Source organism: Acidobacteriota bacterium, from assembly GCA_029861955.1.
GTDB lineage: Bacteria > Acidobacteriota > Polarisedimenticolia > Polarisedimenticolales > Polarisedimenticolaceae > JAOTYK01.
In genome coordinates this window covers 1-23447 of sequence record JAOTYK010000035.1, presented here as the reverse complement: position 1 = coordinate 23447, position 23447 = coordinate 1, and the positions used below count along the sequence as shown (strand labels likewise).

22 protein-coding genes are annotated in these 23447 nt (G+C 62.9%); 11 read left to right on the top strand and 11 right to left on the bottom strand.

The window, feature by feature from the left end:
• The first annotated feature begins 60 nt into the window (after positions 1–60).
• Complete coding sequence (locus tag OES25_14615; GenBank protein MDH3628876.1) at positions 61–732, top strand: hypothetical protein; 672 nt, start codon at positions 61–63, stop codon at positions 730–732.
• A complete protein-coding gene (locus OES25_14610) occupies positions 732–1301 on the top strand; it encodes an isoprenylcysteine carboxylmethyltransferase family protein (GenBank protein ID MDH3628875.1) in 570 nt (189 codons plus the stop codon). Before OES25_14615 ends, OES25_14610 begins: the two co-directional genes overlap by 1 nt.
• On the opposite strand, the gene OES25_14605 is transcribed toward OES25_14610, so the two are convergent.
• The 6 genes from OES25_14605 to OES25_14580 all read right to left on the bottom strand — a co-directional run bounded on the left by OES25_14605 (position 1302) and on the right by OES25_14580 (position 8035).
• Positions 1302–2933: a glycosyltransferase family 39 protein gene (locus OES25_14605; protein MDH3628874.1), complete on the bottom strand. Its 1632-nt coding sequence runs from the start codon at positions 2931–2933 to the stop codon at positions 1302–1304. It abuts the gene before it with no gap.
• On the bottom strand, positions 2930–4765 hold the full coding sequence (locus OES25_14600) for an ABC transporter transmembrane domain-containing protein (GenBank protein MDH3628873.1): 1836 nt from the start codon (positions 4763–4765) through the stop codon (positions 2930–2932). Before OES25_14600 ends, OES25_14605 begins: the two co-directional genes overlap by 4 nt.
• Positions 4766–4789: 24 nt before the next feature.
• Positions 4790–5203: a nucleoside-diphosphate kinase gene (gene ndk, locus OES25_14595; protein ID MDH3628872.1), complete on the bottom strand. Its 414-nt coding sequence runs from the start codon at positions 5201–5203 to the stop codon at positions 4790–4792.
• An 8-nt stretch (positions 5204–5211) separates the two neighbouring features.
• Positions 5212–6084 (bottom strand): succinate--CoA ligase subunit alpha, encoded by an 873-nt coding sequence (gene sucD / locus OES25_14590; protein MDH3628871.1) that lies wholly within the window; start codon positions 6082–6084, stop codon positions 5212–5214.
• Positions 6085–6086: 2 nt separating this feature from the next.
• Entirely contained in the window at positions 6087–7307 is a 1221-nt protein-coding gene (gene sucC / locus OES25_14585; GenBank protein MDH3628870.1) for an ADP-forming succinate--CoA ligase subunit beta, read from the bottom strand.
• 92 nt (positions 7308–7399) lie between these two features.
• Positions 7400–8035 (bottom strand): ribonuclease HII, encoded by a 636-nt coding sequence (locus tag OES25_14580; protein MDH3628869.1) that lies wholly within the window; start codon positions 8033–8035, stop codon positions 7400–7402.
• An 84-nt stretch (positions 8036–8119) separates the two neighbouring features.
• Here OES25_14580 and gpmA point away from each other — a divergent pair, with 84 nt between their 5' ends.
• From gpmA to OES25_14550, 6 genes are all read left to right on the top strand, one after another.
• Positions 8120–8863, top strand: a complete 744-nt coding sequence (gpmA, locus tag OES25_14575) for a 2,3-diphosphoglycerate-dependent phosphoglycerate mutase (GenBank protein ID MDH3628868.1) — start codon at positions 8120–8122, stop codon at positions 8861–8863.
• 63 nt (positions 8864–8926) lie between these two features.
• Positions 8927–9190: a ferredoxin family protein gene (locus OES25_14570; GenBank protein ID MDH3628867.1), complete on the top strand. Its 264-nt coding sequence runs from the start codon at positions 8927–8929 to the stop codon at positions 9188–9190.
• A 46-nt stretch (positions 9191–9236) separates the two neighbouring features.
• On the top strand, positions 9237–10499 hold the full coding sequence (locus OES25_14565; protein MDH3628866.1) for a beta-ketoacyl-[acyl-carrier-protein] synthase family protein: 1263 nt from the start codon (positions 9237–9239) through the stop codon (positions 10497–10499).
• Between the two features lie 38 nt (positions 10500–10537).
• Positions 10538–11212, top strand: coding sequence for a methyltransferase domain-containing protein (locus tag OES25_14560; GenBank protein ID MDH3628865.1), 675 nt, complete (start codon positions 10538–10540; stop codon positions 11210–11212).
• Positions 11170–12357 (top strand): FAD-dependent monooxygenase, encoded by a 1188-nt coding sequence (locus OES25_14555; GenBank protein ID MDH3628864.1) that lies wholly within the window; start codon positions 11170–11172, stop codon positions 12355–12357. The genes OES25_14560 and OES25_14555 overlap by 43 nt, the downstream gene beginning before the upstream one ends.
• Positions 12358–12359: 2 nt before the next feature.
• A complete protein-coding gene (locus tag OES25_14550) occupies positions 12360–13994 on the top strand; it encodes a CPBP family intramembrane metalloprotease (GenBank protein ID MDH3628863.1) in 1635 nt (544 codons plus the stop codon).
• On the opposite strand, the gene trxB is transcribed toward OES25_14550, so the two are convergent.
• On the bottom strand, positions 13976–14908 hold the full coding sequence (trxB, locus tag OES25_14545) for a thioredoxin-disulfide reductase (protein ID MDH3628862.1): 933 nt from the start codon (positions 14906–14908) through the stop codon (positions 13976–13978). The two genes, OES25_14550 and trxB, sit on opposite strands and share 19 nt — an antisense overlap.
• A complete protein-coding gene (gene grxC, locus OES25_14540; protein ID MDH3628861.1) occupies positions 14895–15179 on the bottom strand; it encodes a glutaredoxin 3 in 285 nt (94 codons plus the stop codon). Before grxC ends, trxB begins: the two co-directional genes overlap by 14 nt.
• A gap of 124 nt (positions 15180–15303) precedes the next feature.
• On the opposite strand from grxC, the gene glgB reads away from it, so the two are divergent.
• Together glgB and OES25_14530 are read left to right on the top strand one after the other, a co-directional pair.
• Entirely contained in the window at positions 15304–17298 is a 1995-nt protein-coding gene (glgB, locus tag OES25_14535; GenBank protein MDH3628860.1) for a 1,4-alpha-glucan branching protein GlgB, read from the top strand.
• A gap of 152 nt (positions 17299–17450) precedes the next feature.
• The gene (locus OES25_14530) at positions 17451–19169 is read left to right on the top strand and encodes a DUF3536 domain-containing protein (protein ID MDH3628859.1); all 1719 of its coding nucleotides are present in this window, start codon (positions 17451–17453) and stop codon (positions 19167–19169) included.
• Positions 19170–19173: 4 nt separating this feature from the next.
• On the opposite strand, the gene icd is transcribed toward OES25_14530, so the two are convergent.
• From icd to OES25_14515, 3 genes are all read right to left on the bottom strand, one after another.
• On the bottom strand, positions 19174–20415 hold the full coding sequence (gene icd / locus OES25_14525; protein ID MDH3628858.1) for an isocitrate dehydrogenase (NADP(+)): 1242 nt from the start codon (positions 20413–20415) through the stop codon (positions 19174–19176).
• 90 nt (positions 20416–20505) lie between these two features.
• Entirely contained in the window at positions 20506–21309 is an 804-nt protein-coding gene (locus tag OES25_14520; GenBank protein ID MDH3628857.1) for an ABC transporter permease, read from the bottom strand.
• Positions 21309–22283 (bottom strand): ABC transporter ATP-binding protein, encoded by a 975-nt coding sequence (locus OES25_14515; GenBank protein MDH3628856.1) that lies wholly within the window; start codon positions 22281–22283, stop codon positions 21309–21311. The genes OES25_14520 and OES25_14515 overlap by 1 nt, the downstream gene beginning before the upstream one ends.
• Before the next feature lie 102 nt (positions 22284–22385).
• Between OES25_14515 and OES25_14510 the strand changes: the two genes are divergently transcribed.
• Positions 22386–23252 carry an NAD-dependent epimerase/dehydratase family protein gene (locus OES25_14510; GenBank protein ID MDH3628855.1) on the top strand — a complete coding sequence of 289 codons (867 nt, stop codon included), beginning with the start codon at positions 22386–22388 and terminating at the stop codon, positions 23250–23252.
• The last annotated feature ends 195 nt before the right edge of the window (positions 23253–23447 follow it).

Below are 23447 nucleotides of genomic sequence, written 5' to 3'. Positions count from 1 at the left end.
GCTTGAGGTCGCGCTCTTCATTCCATCATGACCTTTCCAAGCCAATCGAAATCATCCACCGTGAAACTGAACCCGGAACAAATCGCCGTCATCCGACGTGGCCCCGAGCTCGATCGACTGGTCGGGCGGAATGGTTCCAAGGCCGACATCGTAGTCTACCGTCACGCGCAGTGCCGAATCGCGGTCAAAGACTACCGACCACGCGCCTGGTGGGTCCGACAGTCCCTCGGTCGCTGGCTGACCGCTCGGGAGAGTCGTGCCTACCGGCGGCTCCAGGGAGTCCCCGGAGTTGCGCCGTTTCTGGGTAAAATCGACGCGCTGGCCCTGGCGACGCAGTGGGTGGACGCGACGCCGCTTCGGGATCTCCGGACCCCTCCGACGAGCGACAGCCTCGCGGAACTCGAGAGTGTGCTCTCCTCGATCCACACCCACGGTGTCGCCCTGGGGGACCTCCATCATCGCGACGTCCTGCTGGACGCTAACGGTCGGGTCACGATCGTCGATTTCGCAACGGCCTGGTGTCCCCGCTCGGGCGACCCTCTTCGAAGCCGGGTATTTCGTCGGATGCGCGATCAAGACCTCGTCGGACTCGCAAGGATGAAACAGCGCTACTGGGGCATCCCTGCGGACGTCGCTTTCGCCGATTGCCCGCCGAAGGCCATCGCGCGGTATCGTCGTTCTCGCAACTGGAAATCGCGTTGGCAACGACTGCGCGGTCGATCGGGATCTTGATGAGCAGCAAGACCTACAACCGCCCGCTCGGGCATCTGCGTCGGATCACGGTCCTGCTCGTGCTCGTTGTCTTGCTGATCGTGGCTCGACCGGTTCCGGGCGACGTCAGTCTTGGCTTTTTGCTGATGGCGGTCGGCGAGGGCTTACGTCTCTGGGCGGCCGGGCATCTGCGCAAGACCGTCGATCTGGTGACGTCCGGTCCCTACCGATTTACCAGAAACCCTCTGTACCTGGGTCGGCTATTGATCTTCACCGGTCTCGGCGTGATGTGCCGGCTTCCTCACGGTCTTCACGCGGTCGTCCTCGTCGTCGGCTGGGCCATCTTCTTCTACTACTACCTGCCGCGGAAAGAGCGAGTCGAGCCCGCAAGGCTTCGCCGGCAACACGGAGCAGCCTACGACAAGTATCACGCCGCCGTGCCGGCACTCTTCCCGTCTCGCTCGGCCTACGTGGATGCGGATCGGGCGCCGTGGTCGTCCGAGCGGCTGCTCCGCAATCGAGAACACTGGATGGCCATCGCTGTCGTCGCGGCGGGTCTCTGGATGCTCTGGCGAGCCTACAACCCCTGATCACTCCGTGTCGGGTGGTGGCGGACGATTCGACAGCAGATGGACCGCGTTGCTACCGACCTCTGCCGACAACCAAACGTGTGCATCCGGGACGGTGTCGAGGGCCTCAAGCAGTTGATCTCGCTCGACCAGCAGGTACACCGCTTCCGACCTCCCCATGTAGTCGCGGAGCGACGCAGCGTCGTTGAGTCTCGGGATGGTTCGATCGATGTAGTAGATGTAGCCGGCTCGCCACTTCCACGGGCGGTAACTCATCAGAGGATCGTCGTCTGAAACCCGCTCGCGAACCTGCGTCGCGAACGGTTGACTGGATTTATAGGCATCGACACGTGGCAGGACCTGAACCGTGACCTGAACGTAGATCGCAATCACTGCCAGGAGGGGCGTCAGCACGATTAGTGTTCTTCTGCGACGGTGGGCAAACAGGGTTGCGAGGATGACGACCGCCGACCCCGCAAGCAAGAGTGCGGTCGCGGTACCGGCCGAGCCGACCGCCGGATAGTCGTCGATCTTGCCGCGCACGAGCAAAGCCGCGGCGAACAGGACCGCCGCGAGTAGCGCGACCCCCAACCGACAGAATCGATCCCGCCAGACATCCAGTCGCCCGGTCACGAACCTCTCCGCGAGACCGGCGACCAGAATCGCCACCGCGGGTGCCGCCGGCAACATGTAGATGCTTCGTTTGCTGGCGGACAACGAGAAGATGACGAACGGGACCAGGATCCACAGCCAGGCCAACCGATCCAGGGCCTGCTCCCGCCGATCCCTGAGCGGAAGCCCCAGACACAGCGGGAGCCACAGCGACCACGGCGCCATGTCGGGCGGGAAATTGAGGAGGAAGTACCAGATCGGACGTTGATGATCCCAGGGATCCACGAACCGCTGAAAATGCTGACGAACGAAGAACTCTGAGAACAGTTGAGTCTCGCCGGATAGCCACAATGCAAGAAACCACGGGGACGCGACCAGGGCAAACGTCAGGGCGAACCAGAGGGCATTCCCCCGGCGCACAAGCGTCTTGATGTCGGTCGGTCGACGAACGAACAGGATCGCTGCCGGCAGCACGAAGGCCAGAGGCCCCTTAGCCAGAAATCCGATCCCAACAGAGACCCCCGCAAGTATCCAGGCACGGCGATTGTCCCGAATCACGCCACTCCCGTGACTTAACACCGTGACCGTCGAAAGAACACTCAGCGTCAGCAATAGATCCATCTGGACCATTCGCGCCGACCAGAACACGGCGTAGAGCGTGGCGAAGACGAGCCCGGAGATGAGAGCTCTGTTCCTACCGACCGCGCGACGCACAAACTGGTACAACAGCAGCGTCGCTGCAAGCCCCGCCAGCGCACCGGGAAGCCTCAGACCGAACTCATCCACCCCCCCGCGAACGGCGGAGACCATCCGAGCCAGCCAGAAGTAGAGGATCGGTTTCTCGTTAAAGGTCTGCTCGTTGACCGTCGGCAAGAGCCACGTACCGCCCTCATGCATCTCGACGACGGCACGACCGTAGAGCGGCTCGTTTGGATTCCAGAGGTCGCGCGCGCCGAGTGCGGGAAGGTAGAGGAGCGCGCAGACTCCGATCAGGAGTAGGAGGTCTCGACGAGTCTCGTTGGCCGCCAGGCTGGCGATCACGCCGGCTCCTCGCGAAACTGGAGATCGTGAAGTCGCTTGTAGGTGCCCGCGTTCTGCAGGAGCGTCTCGTGATCGCCCTGCTCCACGATTCGCCCGCCGTCCAGGACAATGATGCGATCGGCTCGACGAATCGTCGAAAGACGATGCGCGATGATGAGGCTTGTGCGACCACGCATGAGTCGCTCGAGGGCTACCTGCACCGCCGCTTCGGATTCGGTATCCAGGGCCGACGTCGCCTCATCGAGGATCAGGATCGGTGGGTCCTTCAGCAATGCCCGGGCGATGGTCAGTCGCTGTCGCTGCCCCATCGACAGGCGCGTCCCCCGCTCGCCCAACAGGGTGTCGTAGCCTTCCGGAAGGGCGTCGATGAAAGACTCCGCCTGCGCGGCCCGCGCGACTTGCCGCACACGATCCTCGCCGATTTCCGGAGATCCGTAGGCGATGTTGTTGCGAACCGTGTCGTCGAAGAGCAGCGTCTCCTGGGTCACGATCCCGATCATCGTACGAAGCGAATGCAACGTCAGGTCACGAACGTCGTGCCCGTCGACGAGGACGGCGCCCAATTGCGGATCGTAGAAACGCGGCAGTAGGTTGGCCAGCGTCGATTTCCCGGACCCCGAGCGACCCACGAGCGCGATGGTCTCCCCATGGGCGACGGTCAGGTCGATGTCATGAAGCACGGGCCCATCGCCGTAGTTAAATGACACGTCCCGGAAGCAGACCTCCGAATGAAACGCAGGGAGCGGTTTCGCGTCCGCCCGCTCACGAATCGTGGGCGTCTGGTCCAGCATGTCGAAGACCCGGGTCGCGGCCGATCGAGCGACCTGGATCTCGGCGTAGAGCCGATTGAGGCGCCGGATCGATACAAACAGGATTCCGAGTGACGCCAGGACCACGGTGAAACTACCGCCGTCCAGGGAATTGTTGGCGATGCTCCGGCCGGCGATATAGAACAGCCCCGCACCCAGTATCGCCCCCAGCAGCTCCATGATCGATGGCGAGAGCGCCTGTGCCCGAGCTGCCCGAAGGTCGGCGCGTAGCATCCGCTGCAGCGCGTCACGCATGCGGCCGACTTCGTAGTCCTCCATGCCGAAGCCCTGGACGACCTTCACCCCGGTCACGGCCTCCTGCAAACGGCTCATGACATCCGCCATGCTCAGCTGCGACCCGGTGGCGGCTCGTCGGAGACGGCGACCGAGCCGGATCATCGGAACACTCAACAGCGGCAGGCCGGCGAACGAGAGCAGCGACATCCTCCAGTCGGCAAGCATCGACCCGATGAATACAAATGGGACCATCCCGCCGACGCGGAGCAGATCCGCGAGGACCGTGGTCGCGACGCGTTGGAGTCGCTGCACATCGCTGACGACTCGCGAAGAGATGACGCCGGTCGGGTTGTCCTGGAAGAAGTCGAGCGACTGGTGAGTGATCTTCTCCGTCAGCTCGACCCGCAGATCCCGGATGACACTGGCCCCGCAGCGCAGCGTCTGATAGTTGCCGAAGTACAGCAAGATGCCGCGGACGAAGAAGATCCCGACCATCATCAGTGGAACCTGGACGAACGCGTTGGCGCGGGTCCACGCGCGGAACGCCTCGACGGGTAGGAGACCGCCGACCATCGACTTGAGTCGGTCGATGATGTCGGGCTCTCCGCCGACCTGACCGACGGCGTCCGCAGTGGTCTGCCCCAGGAACACCTCATTGACCAGCGGATTCAGCGTGGCGACTACCGCCGCCATCAAGGCACCGGAGATCGACACGAGAAGTGCCGCAAGGACCATCCGAACCATGTACGGTTTCAGGTAGCCCAGAAGTCGACGGAGTTCCCTCATCGGGGGGATGCTAACAGAGTCGGGTCAGACCAGTTCCACGCCACGGAAGAAGTAGTCAATCTCGATCGCGGCAGTCTCCGGCGCATCAGAGCCGTGGACCGTGTTTCGCTCGATGTTGGTGGCGTATAACTTTCGGAGCGTTCCCGCGTCGGCGTTCTCGGGGTTGGTATCCCCCATCGTCTCCCGCCAGTGACGGATCGCGTTCTCGCGCTCCAACACCATGACCAGCGCAGGCCCCGACGACATGAACGTCGTCAGGTCATTGAAGAACGGCCGCTCGCGATGAACGGCGTAGAATCCTTCGGCGGCCTGGCGCGTCAGGTGGATCATCCGCATCCCGACGATGCGAAATCCTTCCTTCTCTATCCGGGCCAGGACGTTTCCAACGTTGTGGTTCTCGACCCCATCGGGCTTGACGATTGCGAATGTTCTTTCCATGGCTTGCTCTATTTCCCCATCAGTTGCTTAACGGTTTGCCCCATGCTTGCCGGACTCTCCACCACGTGGATCCCGGCGGCCTGAAGCGCTTTCATTTTTTCTGCAGCCGTACCCTTGCCCCCGGCGATGATCGCTCCGGCGTGGCCCATGCGTCGCCCGGGTGGCGCCGTCTGCCCCGCGATGAACGCGACGACCGGTTTCGTGACGTTCGCCTTGATGAAGTCGGCGGCCTCTTCCTCTGCCGTACCACCGATCTCGCCGATCATGATGATCGCCTCGGTCGCCGGGTCTCCTTCGAACAAGGACAACATGTCGATGAAGTTGGTTCCGACAATCGGATCGCCGCCGATGCCGACACAGGTCGATTGCCCGATCCCGAGGTTGGTGAGCTGGCCGACGGCCTCGTAGGTCAGGGTGCCGGATCGGGAGACGACGCCGACGTTCCCCGCCTTGTGAATGTGCCCGGGCATGATGCCGATCTTGCAGGCTTCCGGCGTAATGATCCCGGGGCAGTTTGGACCGATCAACCGTGTCGATCGTCCGGCGAGGAAATTCCAGACCCGAACCATGTCCTGCGCCGGAATCCCCTCGGTGATACAGACGACCAGGGGAAGTTCGGCGGCCGCAGCCTCCATGATAGCGTCGGCCGCGAAGGGCGGCGGAACGAAGATCACGCTGGCGTTGGCGTCGGTCTTCTCGACGGCCTCGGCCACGGTGTTGAACACCGGAATACCGTCGGCTTCCGTGCCACCCTTGCCCGGCGTGACACCGGCGACAACCCGGGTTCCGTATTCGACGGCCTGTCCCGTGTGAAATGTCCCTTCCCGCCCGGTGATTCCTTGCACCAGCAGTCGGGTCGAATGATCGACGAGAACCGCCATGGTCAGCTCCTCCCCGCGGCCGCGACGACCTTGGCCGCGGCGTCCTGCATCCCGTCCGCCACGGCGAAGTTCAACCCCGATTCCAACAGGATCGTCTTGCCCTTCTCGACGTTGGTGCCTTCCAGTCGAACCACTACCGGGACGTTGATCCCGATCTCTCTTGCCGCAGCGACGACGCCCTCGGCGACGATGTCACAACGCATGATGCCGCCAAAGATGTTGATCAGGACCGAGTTGACGTTGGGGTCCCCAAGGAGGATCCGAAACGCGTTGGTGACCATCTCGGTGGTCGCTCCACCACCGACGTCGAGGAAGTTCGCCGGCGAACCGCCGTTGTGCTTGATGATGTCCATGGTTGCCATCGCAAGTCCGGCGCCGTTGACCATGCAACCGACGGTGCCGTCAAGCTTGATGTAGTTCAGCCCGAACTTCGACGCCTCGACTTCCAGCGGGTCTTCTTCATCGAGGTCTCGCAGCTCGGCGATGGCCCGACGACGAAACATCGCGTTGTCGTCAAAGTTCATCTTGGCGTCCAGCGCCATGATCTCGCCGTCCTCGGTCTCGATCAGCGGGTTGATCTCGATCATCGACGCGTCGGTCTGCTCGTAGGCGCGGTAAAGCGCCGCGGTCAATCGACTGAGCGCCGAGACCTGGGCCTTTCCGAGTCCCAACCCGAAACCGATCTTCCGCCCGATCCACGGTGAGTAACCGGCCGTGGCATCCACCGCGACCTTGAGGATGGCCGAGGGGTCGCGCTCGGCGACCTCTTCGATTTCAGTCCCGCCTTCGGCTGAAGCGACGAAGATTGCCGACTTCAACGCGCGATCGAGAAGGACCGCCAGATAGTATTCTTTCTTGATCGCGACGCCCTGCTCGATCAGCAATTGGCGGACGCGTCGCCCCTGCGGGCCACTCTGCTTGGTCACCAGAATGTTGTCCAACATCGACTCGGCAACCCGGGTCGCGGAGTCGGCATCGCCGACGACGTTCACACCCCCCAGCACCTTGTCGGCAAGCGGGTGCTGGACCGGCTTCCCGTCGTCGGTCTGAAACAAACCCTTGCCTCGTCCGCCGGCATGGATCTGGGCCTTGACGACGACCGTACCGCCTAACTTCTCCGCCAACTGACGGGCCTCGTCGGGAGTGCGAACGACGCCGCCCTCCGGAACCGCCACACCGTGGTCGCGCAAGAGCGCCTTCGCCTGAAATTCGTGGATATTCACCTGGCTGCTCCGGGTCGTGCCTCGATGGGCGGAATCGGCAACGATCGTTGCACGGGCGCGGGATTATAGGATAGCGATGGGGTGATTTCCAACTAGGGTTCGAACAGTCGCGGGGCGGGCAAGAGCGTGAAGCTTCTACGGTGGATCTCGCAGGCACCCAACTCCCGGATCGCCGCTCGGTGGGCGACGGTCGGGTACCCCTTGTGGCGGGCGAACCCGTAGCCGGGGAATTCCTCGTCATAGCGGAACATCCGCCGATCACGCTCGGACTTGGCGAGGATCGACGCCGCGGCGATGGCGTGACAGTGGGCATCGCCCTTGATGATCGCGTCCTGGGGGGTCTCCAGTCGAGGAATCTGCCGTGCGTCCACGAGCACGAAATCGGGGTCGAGGCTCAGGCCCAGAACGGCCCGCCGCATGCCCGTCAACGTCGCCTGGTAGATGTTGATGCGATCGATTTCCTCGGGCTCGACGGCGACGACCGACCAGGCGACCGCCGTCTCCTTGATCCGAACCTCGAGCGCCTCTCGCCTGGCGGGCGTCAGCTTCTTCGAGTCGTCCACTCCGGAGAGGCCGATACCGGGCGGGAAGATCGCCGCGGCAACCACCACCGGCCCGGCCAGGGGACCGACGCCGGCCTCGTCGACGCCGGCAACCCGGAGATAACCGTCGGCCCAGAGGGCTCGCTCCGGTCCCAGCAATCGCTCCAGGCGTGCGTCATGATCCATCGCGAGATTCTACCAACTAGGTGCCGTTGGGGTCTTGACGCATCAAGACCGGGATGATCCGATAGTGATGAGCGGGAGGAAACGATGCACAAGTTGGTACTGCTTCGACACGGTCAAAGTACGTGGAATCTGGACAATCGTTTCACCGGGTGGACCGATGTCGATCTCACCGACCAGGGCGTCGCGGAGGCCCAATCGGCGGCGACGCTCCTGAAGGCGGAAGGCCTTGGGTTCGACGTGGCCTACACTTCGGTGCTTAAGCGCGCGATTCGCACGCTGTGGCTGACTCTGGACGGCATGGACCTCATGTGGCTTCCGGTTCACCGGCACTGGCGCCTGAACGAACGACACTACGGAGCGCTCCAGGGCCTGAACAAGAAAGAGACGGCCGAGAAACATGGCGACGACCAGGTCAAGATCTGGCGCCGTAGCTACGCAACACCCCCACCGCAGCTCGAACTCGACGACCCGCGACACCCGCGGCATGACCCGCGTTACGGCGACCTGGCAGCCGACGACCTTCCGGGGGGAGAGTCGCTGGCGCTGACCGTCGAGCGGTTTCTTCCGATCTGGCACGATACGATCGCCCCGGCGATCGAGGCCGGTCGTCGGGTGTTGATCGTCGCCCACGGCAATAGCCTTCGGGCGCTGGTCAAGTACCTCGATCAGATCAGTGAGGATGAGATTGTCGGCCTCAATATTCCGACGGGGGTTCCACTGGTCTATGACCTCGACGCCAGCCTCCGCCCGCTGGGGCACCGCTACCTGGGCGACCCCGATGAGATCCGCAAGGCGGCGGAGGCCGTGGCCCGACAGGGTCGAACCTGACTCCTACGCACGTTATACTTGTGGTGAGGCGTCTGGGACGCCCACGAAGTTGGAGAAGCCATCATGCCGTTCATAATCGCCGAACCGTGTATCGGGACCAAGGACACCGCCTGTGTGGATGTCTGCCCGGTCGATTGCATTCACCCCACGAAGGATGAGGAGACGTTCGAGTCTCACGACATGCTCTACATCGACCCCGCCGAGTGTATCGATTGCGGTGCCTGTGAACCCGCGTGCCCGGTCGAGGCGATTTTCGAAGAGGATGCACTCCCCGACAAGTGGAAGGACTACACGAAGAAGAACGCCGATTACTACGAAGACTCCTAGCCGAGAGCAACCCGGCGCGTCGCGACCTGCCAGGGGCCGACGTGTTGTGGTAACAGGGATGGGTGCCGTCTCGCCGAACGGCGTCGGGCGAGACGCATTCTGGCACGCCACACGCAGCGGCATCAGCGGCGTCTCGCAGATCGAACAGTTCGATGTCAGCGATCTTCCCGTAGGGATTGCGGCTCAGGTGCGCGAGTTCGACTCCGAGTCGGTCATGACGCGCAACGAATTGCGACACGTGTCCCGGACAGTGCCCCTGGGAATCGCGGCGGCCGAAGAGGCTCTCCGCGACAGCCTCCACGGCGAACTGGATCTTGACCTCGAAACCCGGAGACGGTTCGCTGTCGTCATCGGGACGGGAGGTGCAGGACTCGAGTTCACCGAGCGGCAGTTTCGCGAGTTCTTCGTCGGCAACCCCAAGTCCATCAGCCTCTACGCAATCCCGTCATCAACTCCGGGTTCTCTCAGCAGCGAGTTGTCGATGCGATTTGACCTGCGGGGGCCGAGTCATGTGATTTCGACCGGCTGTACTTCCTCGATCGACGCGATAGGTCGTGCGCTGGACCTGATTCGCTACGGGCGATGCGATCGCGCCCTCGCCGGGGGCACCGACTCGCCCATCGCACCCGGAATCCTCAGAGGGTTCTGCCTGATGCGAATCCTCAGCACCCAACACAACGACGAACCGACCCGCGCCTCCCGCCCCTTCTCGGCGGATCGCGATGGTTTTGTGCTCGGAGAAGGCGCGTGGATGCTGGCACTCGAAAGTCTGGAGAGCGCGATTCAGCGCGACGCGCCGATCTACGGAGAGCTTCTCGGATACGGTGCTACCTGCGAAGCGTTTCATCGTGTCCGACTGAATGAATCGGGCGAGGAGCCGGCGCGAGCGATGACGCTCGCCATGCTCGATGCGGGCATCGATGCGGCGGCCATCGACTACATCGCCCTTCACGGCACATCGACCCGTCTCAACGACCGCGTCGAGACCGTGGCCGTGCAACGTGCGTTCGCGTCAAACCACGAACGAATACTCTGCTCCAGCATCAAGTCGATGATCGGGCATCCACAAGGGGCCTGCGGGGCCGCGTCCTCGGTCGCAACGTTGCTGGCGATGCGGGACGGTTTCGCCCCTCCAACGATTAACCGTGACATCGCCGACCCCGAATGCGACCTGGATGTCGTTCCCGCGGAAGGTCGGCCTGCTCGCCTCGACCACTGTCTGGTCAACTGCATCGGATTCGGCTCGAAGAATGCCGCCCTGGTCTTCCGTCATCCGGATCGGATCGAACCGGAAGTCGACGGACCGTGATGGGCTGGACCCCTCCGAGGTGCCACCGAGCCGAGCTGATGGACCGCTTCGGCCACGACGCCGAGCAACTGGAGGAAGTGTTAGACGATATCGAGCAGGTCAATCGGTGGCTCGGCGGCTTGCGGACGCTTCAGACCGCGATGCAACCCATCCTCGCGGCAGCCAATGGCCACCGCCCACTCCGAATACTCGACGTCGGAACAGGATCGGGGGATCTCCCGCGGGCGATCGTTCGTTGGGCGAGGGAATGCCGGACCACCGTCGACATCGTTGCCGTCGATCGGGACCCGACAACGGCGACGATCGCCGCCAAACGTTCGATCGACCATTCGACGATCCGCGTCGTCTGTGCAGACGCGAATAGACTCCCATTTTCTGCGGGCTCGTTTGATGTAGTGACGGCGTCGATGTTTCTCCATCATTTCCGACATGAGCAGGTCGTCGCTCTCCTTCGCGAGTTTCGCAGGTTGGCGAGCACGGCGGTGATCGTCAACGACCTACGTCGCGATCGTGTCGCCTGGGGCTTCATCTGGCTCGTCGCACATCTCACCGGACGAGGCGCGATGTTCCGTCACGACGCGCCACTGTCGGTACTCCGAGGATTCACCCCTGCAGAGTTGGAGGCCGCGGCGATCGACGCCGACTGCGCGTCCCCGGAGCTGAGGCGACGATGGCCCTACCGACTTCTGCTGACCTGCGCGGGCGACGCATGAACGACGCATACGACCTGGTAGTTTCCGGTGCCGGACCTGCCGGGTCGACTCTGGCCCTCCTCGCGGCGCGCTCCGGTCTTAGGGTGGCCCTCGTCGAACGCGCATCGTTCCCCCGCGACAAACTCTGTGGCGAGTTCGTTTCGGCGGAAGGTTGCGCGGTCTTGCAACGACTCGGACTCCTCGATGGCCTTCGACGTGCGGGGGCGCGACCGATCCGACACTGCTACGTCGGCTCGGCGGCCCTGCGCGGGATCGAGACGACGCTACCCGATTGGGATCGGCTGGGTTGTGCCGCCTATGCGGTCACCCGTTCGCGATTGGACGCTGCGCTTCTAGAGGCGGCCGCCGACGCCGGCGTCGAAGTATTCGACCGTACACGTACGGTCGCCGTCATCGATAACGGCACGCGCATCGACGCGATCCGCGTCCGACATGAGCGTGGTCGTGGTGAACGAGAGCTCCACGGATTGGTCGTCGGAGCGGACGGGCGCCGTTCACTCATCGCCCGCGGCATCGATCGAGGCGACCGCCATCTACCTACGTCCGACTGGTATGGATTGAAGGCCTATTACCCGACCGCCCCACCTCCGGCTCGCCATCGGGTCGAGCTCCACCTCTTTGACGGCGGGTACGTGGGTCGCGTAGAGGTCGAGGACGAGCGAAGCAACGTCTGCATGATGGTGCGACGCGATTCTCTTCGTCGTCATGGGGGCGCCGACCCGCTGCTTGCACATCTGGGACTCGTTTCGGGAGAACGGCTTTCCCGCTGGCACGGGCTAGGGCCTCTTACGTTTGGCCCACGACGCGCTGCCGGGCGCGGTGCACTCTTGATCGGAGACGCAGCCGGAACCGTCGACCCGTACAGCGGTGAGGGAATCTCGCACGCTCTTCTGGCCGCGGAGTACTGTCTGCCCTATGTTCTGGCGGCGATCGCCGAGGGCACCGTCACCCAGGCCGCAGAGCGACAGTTCCAGAAGACCTGGAATCGCCGGTTTCGCCGCGCATCGTGGCGTATTCGTCTGTTGGGTCGGGTCCTGGAATCACCGATCGCCTCCAGACCGATGCTGCGCTGGCTGAACGGACCGGCTCGCTCGTGGATTCCGTGGGTGGTTCGCCAGACACGGACGGCGGCCGAGGAGCGATGAAGATGCGTCGTCTCGGTCGCGCCGATCTGTGGCTGCTACTAGCGGCGATCCTTGCGGGCGGGCTGTTTTTCAACGCGATCGATCGATTGTGGCCGCTGGCCGATCCCCGTCTCGCCAGCGGAGGATTCGACGCCGAGGGACCGGCCCGCGACGTCCTCGAGCGTCAAGGCTTCGATCTGAGCGGCTACCAGACGGCGGGCCGCTACTGGCTTGACGGCGCCGCCACCGACTTCGTGAGCGAGTCTCTGGGTGCGACGGCGACCACCGCGATTCGCGAGGGGCTCCCGACCCTCGCGCGTCGTGTCTATTTCAAGCGTTCGGGAGAGCCCCGCTACTTCCATGTGGACGTCCACCCGAACGGAGAGGTTCTCGGTTGGAACTGCCTGACCGAGAACGACACCGCGGGAGCAAGTCTGAGTAACGAAGACGCGCGCGAACTGGCGCAGAGCGCCATCGTTGAAGGCCTCGGCCTCTCACTCGAAGCGTTCGAGGAACGAGCCGTTGCCACGGCGGAGCAGATCGATCGTCGCGATCATACGTTCCGCTACGAACGACCTCTCTGGGCCCAGGGCGGCCGGGAGCGCCTGACCATCACGGTCGCCGGCTCCGAGGTGATTCATGCGAAGCGGAACGTGGTCCCGCCTGACGACTGGCGACGAACGCGGCGAACCCTGGAGGCGACCGGGCAGGCGCTGGAGACGGTCGGCATCTTGCTCCTTGCCGTCGGCGGCATCGTGGCGTTCGTCCTGTTCCTCGGCTGCCTGAGGAAAGGGCAGATCAACTTACGGGCTGCCGCCGTCTGGCCGATCGCCGTCTTCGCCTGCCTCCTGGCAACGTACGCGCTCCAGCCTGCGGACTTGATGATCCGCTGGGAACCGTTGTGGCCTCGCTGGGTCTCCACGTTCCGTTTCCTGGTCTTCCGCGGTCTGCAAGATCTCTGGATCCCGCTTCTACTTCTCGCGGTCACGGCAGCAGGTCTCGCGATGGACCGAAGACTGAACGGCGGCCGGACCGTCACGCTGAATCTCGCGGGCAAGGGAAACTGGCTCCATCCACGGGTCGCCGCCGCCTCGACCCGAGGGTTCCTGATCGGGCTCCTCTGCGGCGGCGTTCTCTGCCTCGGATTCCTGGCACTCGAACGTTTCGCCGGAGCCGGTGGATCGCTCCAACCGAGAGGCTTCTTCTTCTATCCGCTGAACTCCAGCATCCCGGCTCTCACGGCCTTGCTGTTCTTCTTCGGCGTCGCGCTCGCGGAGGAGCTCGGCTATCGGTTATTCCTCGGCAGCTGGCTGCTGGCGAAGACTCACCGCCGCTGGGTTGCCATCCTGTTGCCGGCAATCGTCTACGGGCTGACCCACACGCGGCTGGATTTCCTGCCGCCCGGACATCCGGATTGGGCGCGTGCCCTGCTCCTCACGTTGGTCGGGGCCGTCTGGGGCTGGGCATTCTTGCGATTCGACGCCCTGACCGTCGTGCTCTCGCACTTCACGGCGGACCTGTTCATATTCAACTGGCCACTGCTGGCAGGCGTCTCGGAATCTGCGCGCTGGACGGCACTCGCGACGATCGCGGTCCCGCTACTACCGGGTCTGTTTTACATCCTGACGGGGCGATTTCGTCAGGCGTCTGCGGACTGAGCCTCGAGCCACCGTTCGCAATCGATGGCCGCCTTGCAGCCGGCCCCTGCAGCGGTCACAGCCTGCCGGTAGGTGTGATCGTGAACATCACCCGCGATGAACACGCCGTCGATATTCGAGCGCGCTCCATGACCTTCGCGAAGATAGAGCTGGTCGTCCGTCTCGAGGATCCCCTGGAACAGCGCGGTGTTCGGGGTGTGTCCGATGGCGACGAAGAAGCCGTCCACCGGTCGCTCGATCGTCTCGCCGGTCTTGAGATTTCGCACCTTCATGAACGTCACTTTCGTGTCGTCGCCACGCACCTCGTCCACGGTACTGTCCCATAAGAACTCGATCTTCTCGTTTTCTAGTGCCCGCGTTGCCATGATCTTCGACGCTCGCAACTGGTCGCGACGGTGAACCACCGTCACTCGTTTGCCGAAGCGGGTCAGGAACAGGGCCTCTTCCATCGCCGTATCTCCGCCACCGATCACGACGATCTCCTTCTCGCGAAAGAAGAAACCGTCGCAGGTGGCGCAATAGGAGACACCGCGTCCTGCATATTCCTTCTCTCCGGGGATACCCAGTTCCTTGGGCGAGGCGCCGGTCGCGACGATGACGGTCCGACTCTCGTGGGTCGTATCGCCGACGGTGACCTGAAACGGCGGTTGATCGAGCACGACGTGGTCCGCGTCGCCGAAAATGAACTGAGCGCCAAATCGTTCCGCCTGCTTCTTGAACAGCTCCATCATCTCGGGACCCTGAACCCCGTCAGGAAAACCCGGGTAGTTCTCGACGTCGGTCGTATTCATCAGCTGGCCGCCCGCATGAAGTCCCTCGACGACAAGCGGCTTCAGGCCCGCTCGGGCGGTGTAAATAGCTGCGGTCAAGCCGGCCGGACCGGACCCCAGGATGATCACGTCATGAACACTCACCGCTGTCGCTCCTTCTCTCTGGTTCTTCGTCCAACCCACCCCGCTCCGCGAGTTCGAGCAACTCGTCGGAGCCGCCGATGTGGACATCGTCGATGAAAACCTGTGGCACCGTGTAACGTCCGCCCGAGCGCTTCAGCATCTCGGCGGTCGCCTCGGGCGTCCGCCCGATGTCGATCTCGTCGTACTCCAATTCACGGCTATCCAGCAGCCGTTTTGCACGAGAACAGTACCCGCACCAGCTTCTTGTGTACATCACGATTTTTCTTGTCATGGGATTGCGCCTCGGTCCGACGGGCCGGTCATGGTAGCAGCGGCCTCACGGAGTACCAACCGTGCGGGCTTTGTTATCATTCCCGACGAGCGGCTCGAGAGAATGCACAGGCAGAACGGACGGGATGGCCAAGAAAGCAAAATACCGGATCGGCAACCGTAATCCAATCCCCGCCGGCTCTCGGGTGACCGAGGACGATCTCTATCTCTGGAGCCACGGGGGACATCACGCGGCTCACCGGTTCCTCGGCGCCCATCCTTCCCGCGACTCCGCCAGACCCGGCGTCAGCTTCTCGGTCTGGGCTCCGCGGGCGCGCAGTGTCGCCGTGATTGGAGAATTCAACGGCTGGAATCCGGAAACCCATCCCCTCGTTCGACTCGGAAGTTCGGGTATCTGGACCGGCGTTGTCGAAAACGCGCACCCGGGACATGTCTACAAGTTTCACATCGTGTCCCGCGAGAAGGGCTACACCGTCAACAAGGCGGACCCGTTTGCCTTCGCGACTCAGCTGCCCTCGGAAACAGGCTCGCGGGTCTGCGATCTGAGCTATGAGTGGAGCGACGAAGCTTGGATGCGGAAGAGGCGGGACTTTCGTGTGTCATCGAGCCCGGTCAGCATCTACGAGATGCACATCGGAAGCTGGCGCCGTCCCGATGATCCGTCCAGAGAGTTCTTGAGCTACGAGGAGCTCGCCGACCAACTGGTTCCTTATCTCCAGGAACTCGGCTTCACCCACGTGGAATTCCTACCACCGATGGAGCACCCGTTCTATGGATCGTGGGGCTACCAGACGACCGGCTATTTCGCGCCCAGCGCACGCTACGGAACGCCTCAACAGTTCAAGCGGCTGATCGATCGGCTGCATCGGGCCGGCATCGGCGTCGTCCTGGATTGGGTTCCCTCGCACTTTCCCAGCGACGAACATGGCCTCGGCTTTTTCGATGGGGGTTACCTGTTCGAATACTCGGATCCGAAACTCGGCTATCACCCCGACTGGAAGAGCTACATCTTCAATTACGGTCGCAATGAGGTGCGGAGTTTCCTCGTTTCGAGCGCCATGTTCTGGGTCGAGGAGTACCACGTCGATGCGATTCGAGTGGATGCGGTGGCCTCCATGCTCCACCTCGACTACTCGCGCGACGAGGGACAGTGGATCGCGAACAAGTACGGCGGCAGGGAAAACCTCGAGGCGATCACATTCCTTCGGCAACTTAATACGGCTATCCACGATCGATACCCTGACGTTCTGATGATCGCCGAAGAGTCGACATCGTGGCCGATGGTGTCCAGACCCGTCCACCTCGGCGGCCTTGGCTTCGACATGAAATGGGACATGGGCTGGATGCATGACACGCTCGATTACCTCGAACGAGACGCGATCCATCGCAAGTTCCATCATGAAGCGCTGACTTTTCGATCGATGTACGCCTACTCCGAAAATTTCGTCTTGCCGCTCTCCCATGACGAGGTCGTCCACGGCAAGCGTTCGTTGGTCGATAAGATGCCTGGTGACGTGTGGCAACGACTTGCCACCCTGCGCGCGCTCTTCGGTTTGATGTACACGACACCCGGGAAGAAGCTGCTGTTCATGGGCGGCGAGTTCGGTCAGTGGTTGGAGTGGAATCACGATGCGTCGCTGCAATGGGGCCTGCTACAGAATCGACCTCACGAAGGCCTCAGGCGTTGGGTTCGAGACCTGAACCACTTCTACAGAGCGTCGCCCGCATTACACGGCAGTGATTTCAACGAGGAGGGTTTTAGCTGGATCGATTGCTCCGACTCGGAGCAGAGCATCGTCTCCTACGTGCGTCGCCCACCGAACGGCGGCAAGCCACTCGTGATCGTGGCAAACCTGACGCCGGTGATTCGAGCCGACTATCGAATCGGTGTTCCGCACTCGGGACGCTGGAACGAGCGCCTGAACAGCGACGCCGAAGATTACTCAGGAAGTGGCGTCGGCAATATGGGCGGCTGCGCCGCAGTCGCGATGCCCTATCACGGGCAGCCCTTTTCGGTCGTCCTGCAGCTCCCTCCGCTCGGTGTGCTGGTGCTGGAATCCGCAGATGTGGAGCGTCCGCTACCTGGTAAGATCCGCGGCGGCCCAGGGGATGTGCACTGAGTCGCTACGTCTGCATCCACGGGCACTTCTACCAGCCGCCGCGAGAGAATCCGTGGACCGGTTTCGTCGGACTTCAGCCGTCCGCCGCTCCGCACCACGACTGGAACGCTCGGATCACTGCAGAGTGTTACGGACCCAATCTCGCGGCACGCTTGCTTGACGCGGACGGCGGCCTCGAGCAGACAATCAACAACTTCTCCCGAATCAGTTTCAATTTCGGACCCAATCTCCTGGCATGGTTGGAACTCAACGTGCCGGATGTCTACCGCGGTATCCAGCAAGCAGATCGTGACAGCGCAGGACTCTATGGTGGGCACGGGTCGGCACTCGCACAAGCCTATGGACATCTCATCCTCCCGCTGGCCAGTGCCCGGGATCGGGAAACCGCGATCGCCTGGGGTCTCGACGATTTCCGCCGTCGATTCGGTCGACGCGCGGAGGGCATGTGGCTTCCCGAAACCGCCGTCGACACGGCGACGCTCTCCGCTCTGGCTGCCGCAGGTCTTCGTTTCTGTCTGCTTGCGCCACGGCAAGCGGCAGCAGTACGCGGCGATGGCGACACGGAATACTCTCCGGTCAATGAGAAAACTCTGGATACCGGTCGCCCTTACAGGGTGGATCTCCCCGACGAGCGATCGATCGTTGCCTTTTTTTACGACGGTGCCCTGGCCCAGCAGCTTGCGTTCGGCGACCTCTTGCAGGACGGTGCCACGTTCGCAAGCTCGATCCTCGAGCGGCACCGGTCGGAGTCCGACTCGCGACTTGTCCACGTCGCGACCGACGGGGAATCCTATGGGCACCACCACACATTCGGCGAGATGGCGCTTGCCCGCGCGCTGGGGGTACTGGAAGACTCGGGGGCGACGCTGACCAACTACGGTCAGTACCTGGACGACCACCCGCCGACGGCGACGGTGAAGATCGTCGAGAACAGTTCGTGGAGTTGCCCTCACGAGCTTGGCCGTTGGAGTCGGGACTGTGGCTGTGCCTCCGAATACCACGAGGGCTACCATCAACGCTGGCGTGAACCACTAAAGCTGGCGCTCGATGAGCTTCGGAACGACCTCCACCGGGTCTATCTGACGGAGACTCGGGAACTGGCGACCGATCCCTCGCGTTTGCGTGACGGCTACAACGGAGTGCGGATGAGTCCGGATCGGCCAACGGCCGACGAACGACTGAACCAACTTGCCGGCCGACGGCTCGACTCCTCCGAACACGCCCACCTGCTGGCCGCCCTCGAGATGGACCGACTCGCATTGTTGACCGGGACAAGTTGTGCCTGGTTCTTCGAGGAGGTCTCGCGCATCGAACCCGTTCAGATTCTGCGCTATGCCGATCGCGCTCTGGACTACGCGTCCAGGTGGGATAAGGGTGACGCCGCCGGGAAGTTCCGCGAACGGCTTCGTGCGATCCCGAGTAACAACCCGGAGATCGGCGACGCGGCGACGCTCTTCGACCGCGAGGTCATCCGTGCGCGCGTCAGCCCGGAGACGATCGCGATGTGGACCTCGTTGAGGAGGACGCTGCGTCTCGGGGAAGAGACTCTGCCCTGGAGCGCCAGCTTTCGGGACGACGTTCGCGTCACGTTCCGGGGCCAGCATCGCAGCGCCGATCGGGTTGCCGGCACGGTCACCCTCGAGGCACGGCACGACCGGCGCCTGATCCGTTCGGCGTTCTGCTGGATCGAGGATGGTCCTTCGGGTCTGTTCGGGGGGCTACTAGGGCCGGACGCCGCACCCCACTTCCCGGCCCTGGGCCACGAGCTTGCGACGATGGACGGGACGCAGATCCACGATCGCTGGATCGCCAGACTGGATCCCGTTCTGGTCGGCGACGACGATCTGGAGACGGAAGTGACGGGCACCTGACCGGTTACAGGTTGCGGACGATCGCCTCCCCGAACTCAGAACAACGAACCTCTCGGGCACCGTCCATCTGACGCGCCAGGTCGTAGGTCACGACCTTCTGGTCGATGGTCGTTTCCAGTGCGCGATCGATGGCGTGAGCGGCTTCGTTCCATCCCATGTGCTCAAGCATCATCATCGCGGAGAGAATCAACGAACCGGGGTTGACCTTGTCCTGCCCCGCATATTTCGGTGCCGTGCCGTGGGTGGCCTCGAAACAGGCGAGGTCGTCCGACATGTTCGCCCCCGGCGCCATCCCGAGTCCCCCTACCTGAGCCGCACACGCATCCGACAGGTAGTCACCGTTCAGGTTCGGCATCGCCAGCACCGCGTACTCTCTGGGTCGCAAGAGGACCTGCTGGAACATCGCGTCGGCGATTCGATCCTTGATGACGATCTTGTTGTCGGGAACCACGCCGGCATGCTCTGCCCACACCGCGTCCTCGCGAATCGTCTGCGATCCAAACTCCTCCGCGGCAACCTCGTAGCCCCAGTCCTTGAACGCGCCTTCGGTGAACTTCATGATGTTCCCCTTGTGCACGAAAGTCACACTCTCGCGATGACGATCGATGGCGTACTGGATCGCCTTGCCGACAAGACGCCGCGTCCCGAACGGAGAGATCGGCTTGATACCCAGACCCGAGTCTCTCCGAACGTTCTTGCCCATCTCCTGATTGAGAAACTCGATCACGCGCGCGGCCTCGGGACTGCCCGATTCCCATTCCAGCCCCGCATAAACGTCTTCGGTGTTCTCCCGGAAGATCACGACGTTCATGTCGCCGGGACGGAGCACCGGAGACGGCACCCCTTTGATGTGGCGGACCGGGCGTACGCAGGCATAGAGATCCAGGAGGTGTCGTAGCGCGACGTTGAGGCTTCTTATCCCACCTCCGACCGGAGTCGTCAACGGACCCTTGATGGCGATCTTGAACTCGCGGATCGTCTCGACCGTCTTCTCCGGTAGCCATTCGCCGAATCGTTCGAACGCCTTCTCGCCGGCAAAGACCTCGTACCAGGCGATCGCCCTGCCGTCGTCATAGGTTCGGGCCACCGCATGGTCGACCACGTGCTGGGTGGCTCGCCAGATATCGGGTCCGATTCCATCCCCCTCGATGTACGGGATAATGGGGTTCCGGGAGACAACGGGGCGGCCATCCTTGACGCGGACCGGCTGCCCTTCCGGCGGTGCCGGGAACTGGTTCTCAGACATGAAGACCTCCTGCGTTCCGTGCGCGATCAGGCCAGCATTAGACCCCGCAGTTGACAGGGTGTCAACGCGCCCGAAGGAGGCCCCGGGTCGTTAGTAGTGGACCAGGGTGCCCTCGCGCTTGGCACTGCGAATCGCGAAGCGCGCGAAGTACAGCCCCGAGGGCAGGAGGATCAGGGTCATCCAAGCCAACGTCACCACCTCGCCACCGAGTTGATCCCACGATTGCCCCTGCAACAGCGCCCCGCGGACGATCCTCAGGGAATGGGTGATGGGCAGAATCTCTGAGGCGAAACGAATCCGCTCAGGCAGTTGCTCGACGGGAAAGAAGACGGTTCCAAGAAACGTCGTCGCGCCGCTGAGGAGAAAGTTGATGGGATCACCGCGTTTGAAGTACAGGATGAAGGAAGCGGAAAGAATACCCAGGCCCGCCGACGAGAACAACGTCAGGAACGCACCCACGAAGAAGACCACAAGCCCGCTGGCATACAACTGGACGTCAAACACGAGGACGGCGAACGTCAGAAGGACGATCACGCGGATGGCCCCGAACGTGAAATCCCAGGCCGCCGACGAAAAGATAACCATCGAGGTTGGCGTCGGCGTCACCAGCATCGCCTCGAGGGTTCCGAGGAGCTGTTCGCTGCGCATCTTCGCGGAGAATGCATACAGGGCCGTCGAGAAGTAGAACTGAAATGCCAGCCCAACGACGAACCAGTCGAACGGGCGATACCCCTCCAGACCCTCACTCTCCGGATTGATCATGCCGGTCATATAGAAGAACGCCAGCAGCGTCAGGAACATCCCCCCGATCTGCAGGAGGAACGCGAGGCGATAGGACACCATCGAGATGAAATCGCGCTTGATGAACGCCCACAGTTTTCTAAGAAGACCCATCAGCTCGGCTCGCGATGGGATTCGAGGATTCTCGTAAATGCGGACTCGAGGTCCGGCTCGACCTGATCGCAGCGTCGAACCTTGCAGCCATCGTCGATCAGCGACCGAAGCATTCTGGAGAATCCGTCCGCCGCTTCGAGAGAAAGACGTAGCGACCGCCGCCCCTCCGTCCAACCATCGTCGAGGATCTTGAACGGGCCGGAGATCGTCGCCGGCCCGTCTTCGAGCTCGACAAGGACCTCCACGTCGTCGACCCCGAATCGACGGACGTCATCGACGGTGCCCTCGAGCCGAACCCTGCCATCGATCAACACGTAGATCCGATCGCACAATGCCTGGACTTCCGCAAGATCATGACTGGCGATCAGGATCGTCTTGCCATGCCGCACGCGCAGACGCTCGTCCACGAGCTCTCGAAGGGCAAGCGAGCTTGCCGGATCGAGGCTTCGGCTCGGCTCGTCCATCAGCAGGATCGGCGGGTCATGCAACATTGCCCGGGCGATCGACATCCGCTGCTTCATGCCCGACGAATAGTCGGCGAACCGGCGGTCCGAGGGGGCGACCAGGTCAAGATCTTCGAGTAACTGATCGATGCGTTGCTCGATCTTCCGATGGGGCACGTCATACAGCGTCGCGAAAAAACGGAGATTCTCTCGACCCGTGAGCCTCCAGTAGAACGAGCGCTCGTCCGGGTGGACCAGGCCGAGGAGCCGTTTTATCCGATTCTCTTTCTCGGTGGAGATGCCGCCGATCTCCGCGCTCCCCTTGTCCGGGAGAATCAGTCCCGAGAGGATTTTCAGGAGAGTCGTCTTGCCGGCGCCGTTGGGACCCAGCAACCCGACGATTTCTCCGTCGTTTACCGCCAGATCGACGCCCCGCAGCGCGTGGACCTCCTCGCCCCGACCGAAGGGGTCACGGAACAGTTGGCCCAGCGACCGCTTCCTGGCGAACGACTTTTCGAGTCCGCGGCTCATGATCGCTTGCGACAAGGTGGCTCCGATAGCGGTCCGATCGTTTACGCGTCGAGATTCTAGCAGGCTACCGTCCGTTCACGGCAGTCGTGATAGCGTCTACCCATGCGTGTCTTAATTGCGGGTTGCGGCTGGCTTGGATGTGCGATCGGCGCAGCACTGGCCCGTGCGGGGCACCGTGTCGTCGGTGCGCGACGGGATCTTGCGGCCGGCGAGACGATGGAGTCCATGGGGATCCAGCCCTGGCCCGTCGACCTGATGCGACTGGAGACCCTCGGAAAGCCGTTCGATGCCATCGTTGCGTGTCAATCGGCCGACCAGCGAACTCCCAGGGCCTACCGTCAGGCTTACGTGGAGCTGAACGAGCATCTGCTCCGCCTCGCCGATGCAGAGGGTGTGTCTCGATTTATCTATACCGGTTCGACGGGTGTCCTGTCCTACGACGATGGTCGCGACGTCGATGAGACGACTTCACCTCGCAGCGTCGATGAACGGGGCGCCCTACTCGTCGAGGCCGAGTCGATGGTGTTGGCGGCGGGGAGAGGCAAACTCCAGACGTCGTTGGTCCGTCTCTCGGGTCTCTATGGGCCGGGGCGCCACGGCACGGTGCAACGTGTTCGCGACGGGCGCCTTGCCCTGGGTCCCGGCGATGAACGGACGATGAACTGGTGTCATCGAGATGATGCGGTCCGGATGGTCATTCAGATGCTCGATCGAGGTCGCGGCGGCGCGATCTATCACGCCAGCGATGCCCACCCGACATCACGCCGAGACGTCGTGAACTGGATCGCCCATCGTCTGGGCATCGAACCCCGTCGCAACGATGAAGACCCCGGGGAGGGTCGCGCATCGCATCGACGGGTGCTGGCGGATCGTTCACGCGAGGAACTTGGAGTCGAGCTGGTCCACGCCGATTTTCGGCATGGGCTGGACGCCGGCTGGGAAGAGATTCGCTCCAACGTGGATCGTTAATTGCGGCTGGCCTCGACAGAACAGGGCTCGCGCGTCCGGTTCTGAAGGCGACTCCGAGTACGGATGGGGCGACGCTCCTGCGGAGGCGTCCCGGGAAGTCTGTCGCGAGCCGTCAGGCGCAGCTCAGGTAGCGGGCAACTCTACTCTCTGCTCGAAGAGTCGCACCGCCAGCACATCAACCCAACTCCAGATTCG

Bases quoted from the DNA above. Each gene is read 5' to 3' on its own strand.
- OES25_14610 (MDH3628875.1), top strand. From the start codon at position 732: ATGAGCAGCAAGACCTACAACCGCCCGCTCGGGCATCTGCGTCGGATC.
- OES25_14600 (MDH3628873.1), bottom strand. From the start codon at position 4,765: ATGAGGGAACTCCGTCGACTTCTGGGCTACCTGAAACCGTACATGGTT.
- ndk (MDH3628872.1), bottom strand. From the start codon at position 5,203: ATGGAAAGAACATTCGCAATCGTCAAGCCCGATGGGGTCGAGAACCAC.
- sucD (MDH3628871.1), bottom strand. From the start codon at position 6,084: ATGGCGGTTCTCGTCGATCATTCGACCCGACTGCTGGTGCAAGGAATC.
- OES25_14580 (MDH3628869.1), bottom strand. From the start codon at position 8,035: ATGGATCATGACGCACGCCTGGAGCGATTGCTGGGACCGGAGCGAGCC.
- gpmA (MDH3628868.1), top strand. From the start codon at position 8,120: ATGCACAAGTTGGTACTGCTTCGACACGGTCAAAGTACGTGGAATCTG.
- OES25_14570 (MDH3628867.1), top strand. From the start codon at position 8,927: ATGCCGTTCATAATCGCCGAACCGTGTATCGGGACCAAGGACACCGCC.
- OES25_14560 (MDH3628865.1), top strand. From the start codon at position 10,538: ATGGACCGCTTCGGCCACGACGCCGAGCAACTGGAGGAAGTGTTAGAC.
- OES25_14555 (MDH3628864.1), top strand. From the start codon at position 11,170: ATGGCCCTACCGACTTCTGCTGACCTGCGCGGGCGACGCATGAACGAC.
- OES25_14550 (MDH3628863.1), top strand. From the start codon at position 12,360: ATGCGTCGTCTCGGTCGCGCCGATCTGTGGCTGCTACTAGCGGCGATC.
- grxC (MDH3628861.1), bottom strand. From the start codon at position 15,179: ATGACAAGAAAAATCGTGATGTACACAAGAAGCTGGTGCGGGTACTGT.
- glgB (MDH3628860.1), top strand. From the start codon at position 15,304: ATGGCCAAGAAAGCAAAATACCGGATCGGCAACCGTAATCCAATCCCC.
- icd (MDH3628858.1), bottom strand. From the start codon at position 20,415: ATGTCTGAGAACCAGTTCCCGGCACCGCCGGAAGGGCAGCCGGTCCGC.
- OES25_14520 (MDH3628857.1), bottom strand. From the start codon at position 21,309: ATGGGTCTTCTTAGAAAACTGTGGGCGTTCATCAAGCGCGATTTCATC.
- OES25_14515 (MDH3628856.1), bottom strand. From the start codon at position 22,283: ATGAGCCGCGGACTCGAAAAGTCGTTCGCCAGGAAGCGGTCGCTGGGC.
- OES25_14510 (MDH3628855.1), top strand. From the start codon at position 22,386: ATGCGTGTCTTAATTGCGGGTTGCGGCTGGCTTGGATGTGCGATCGGC.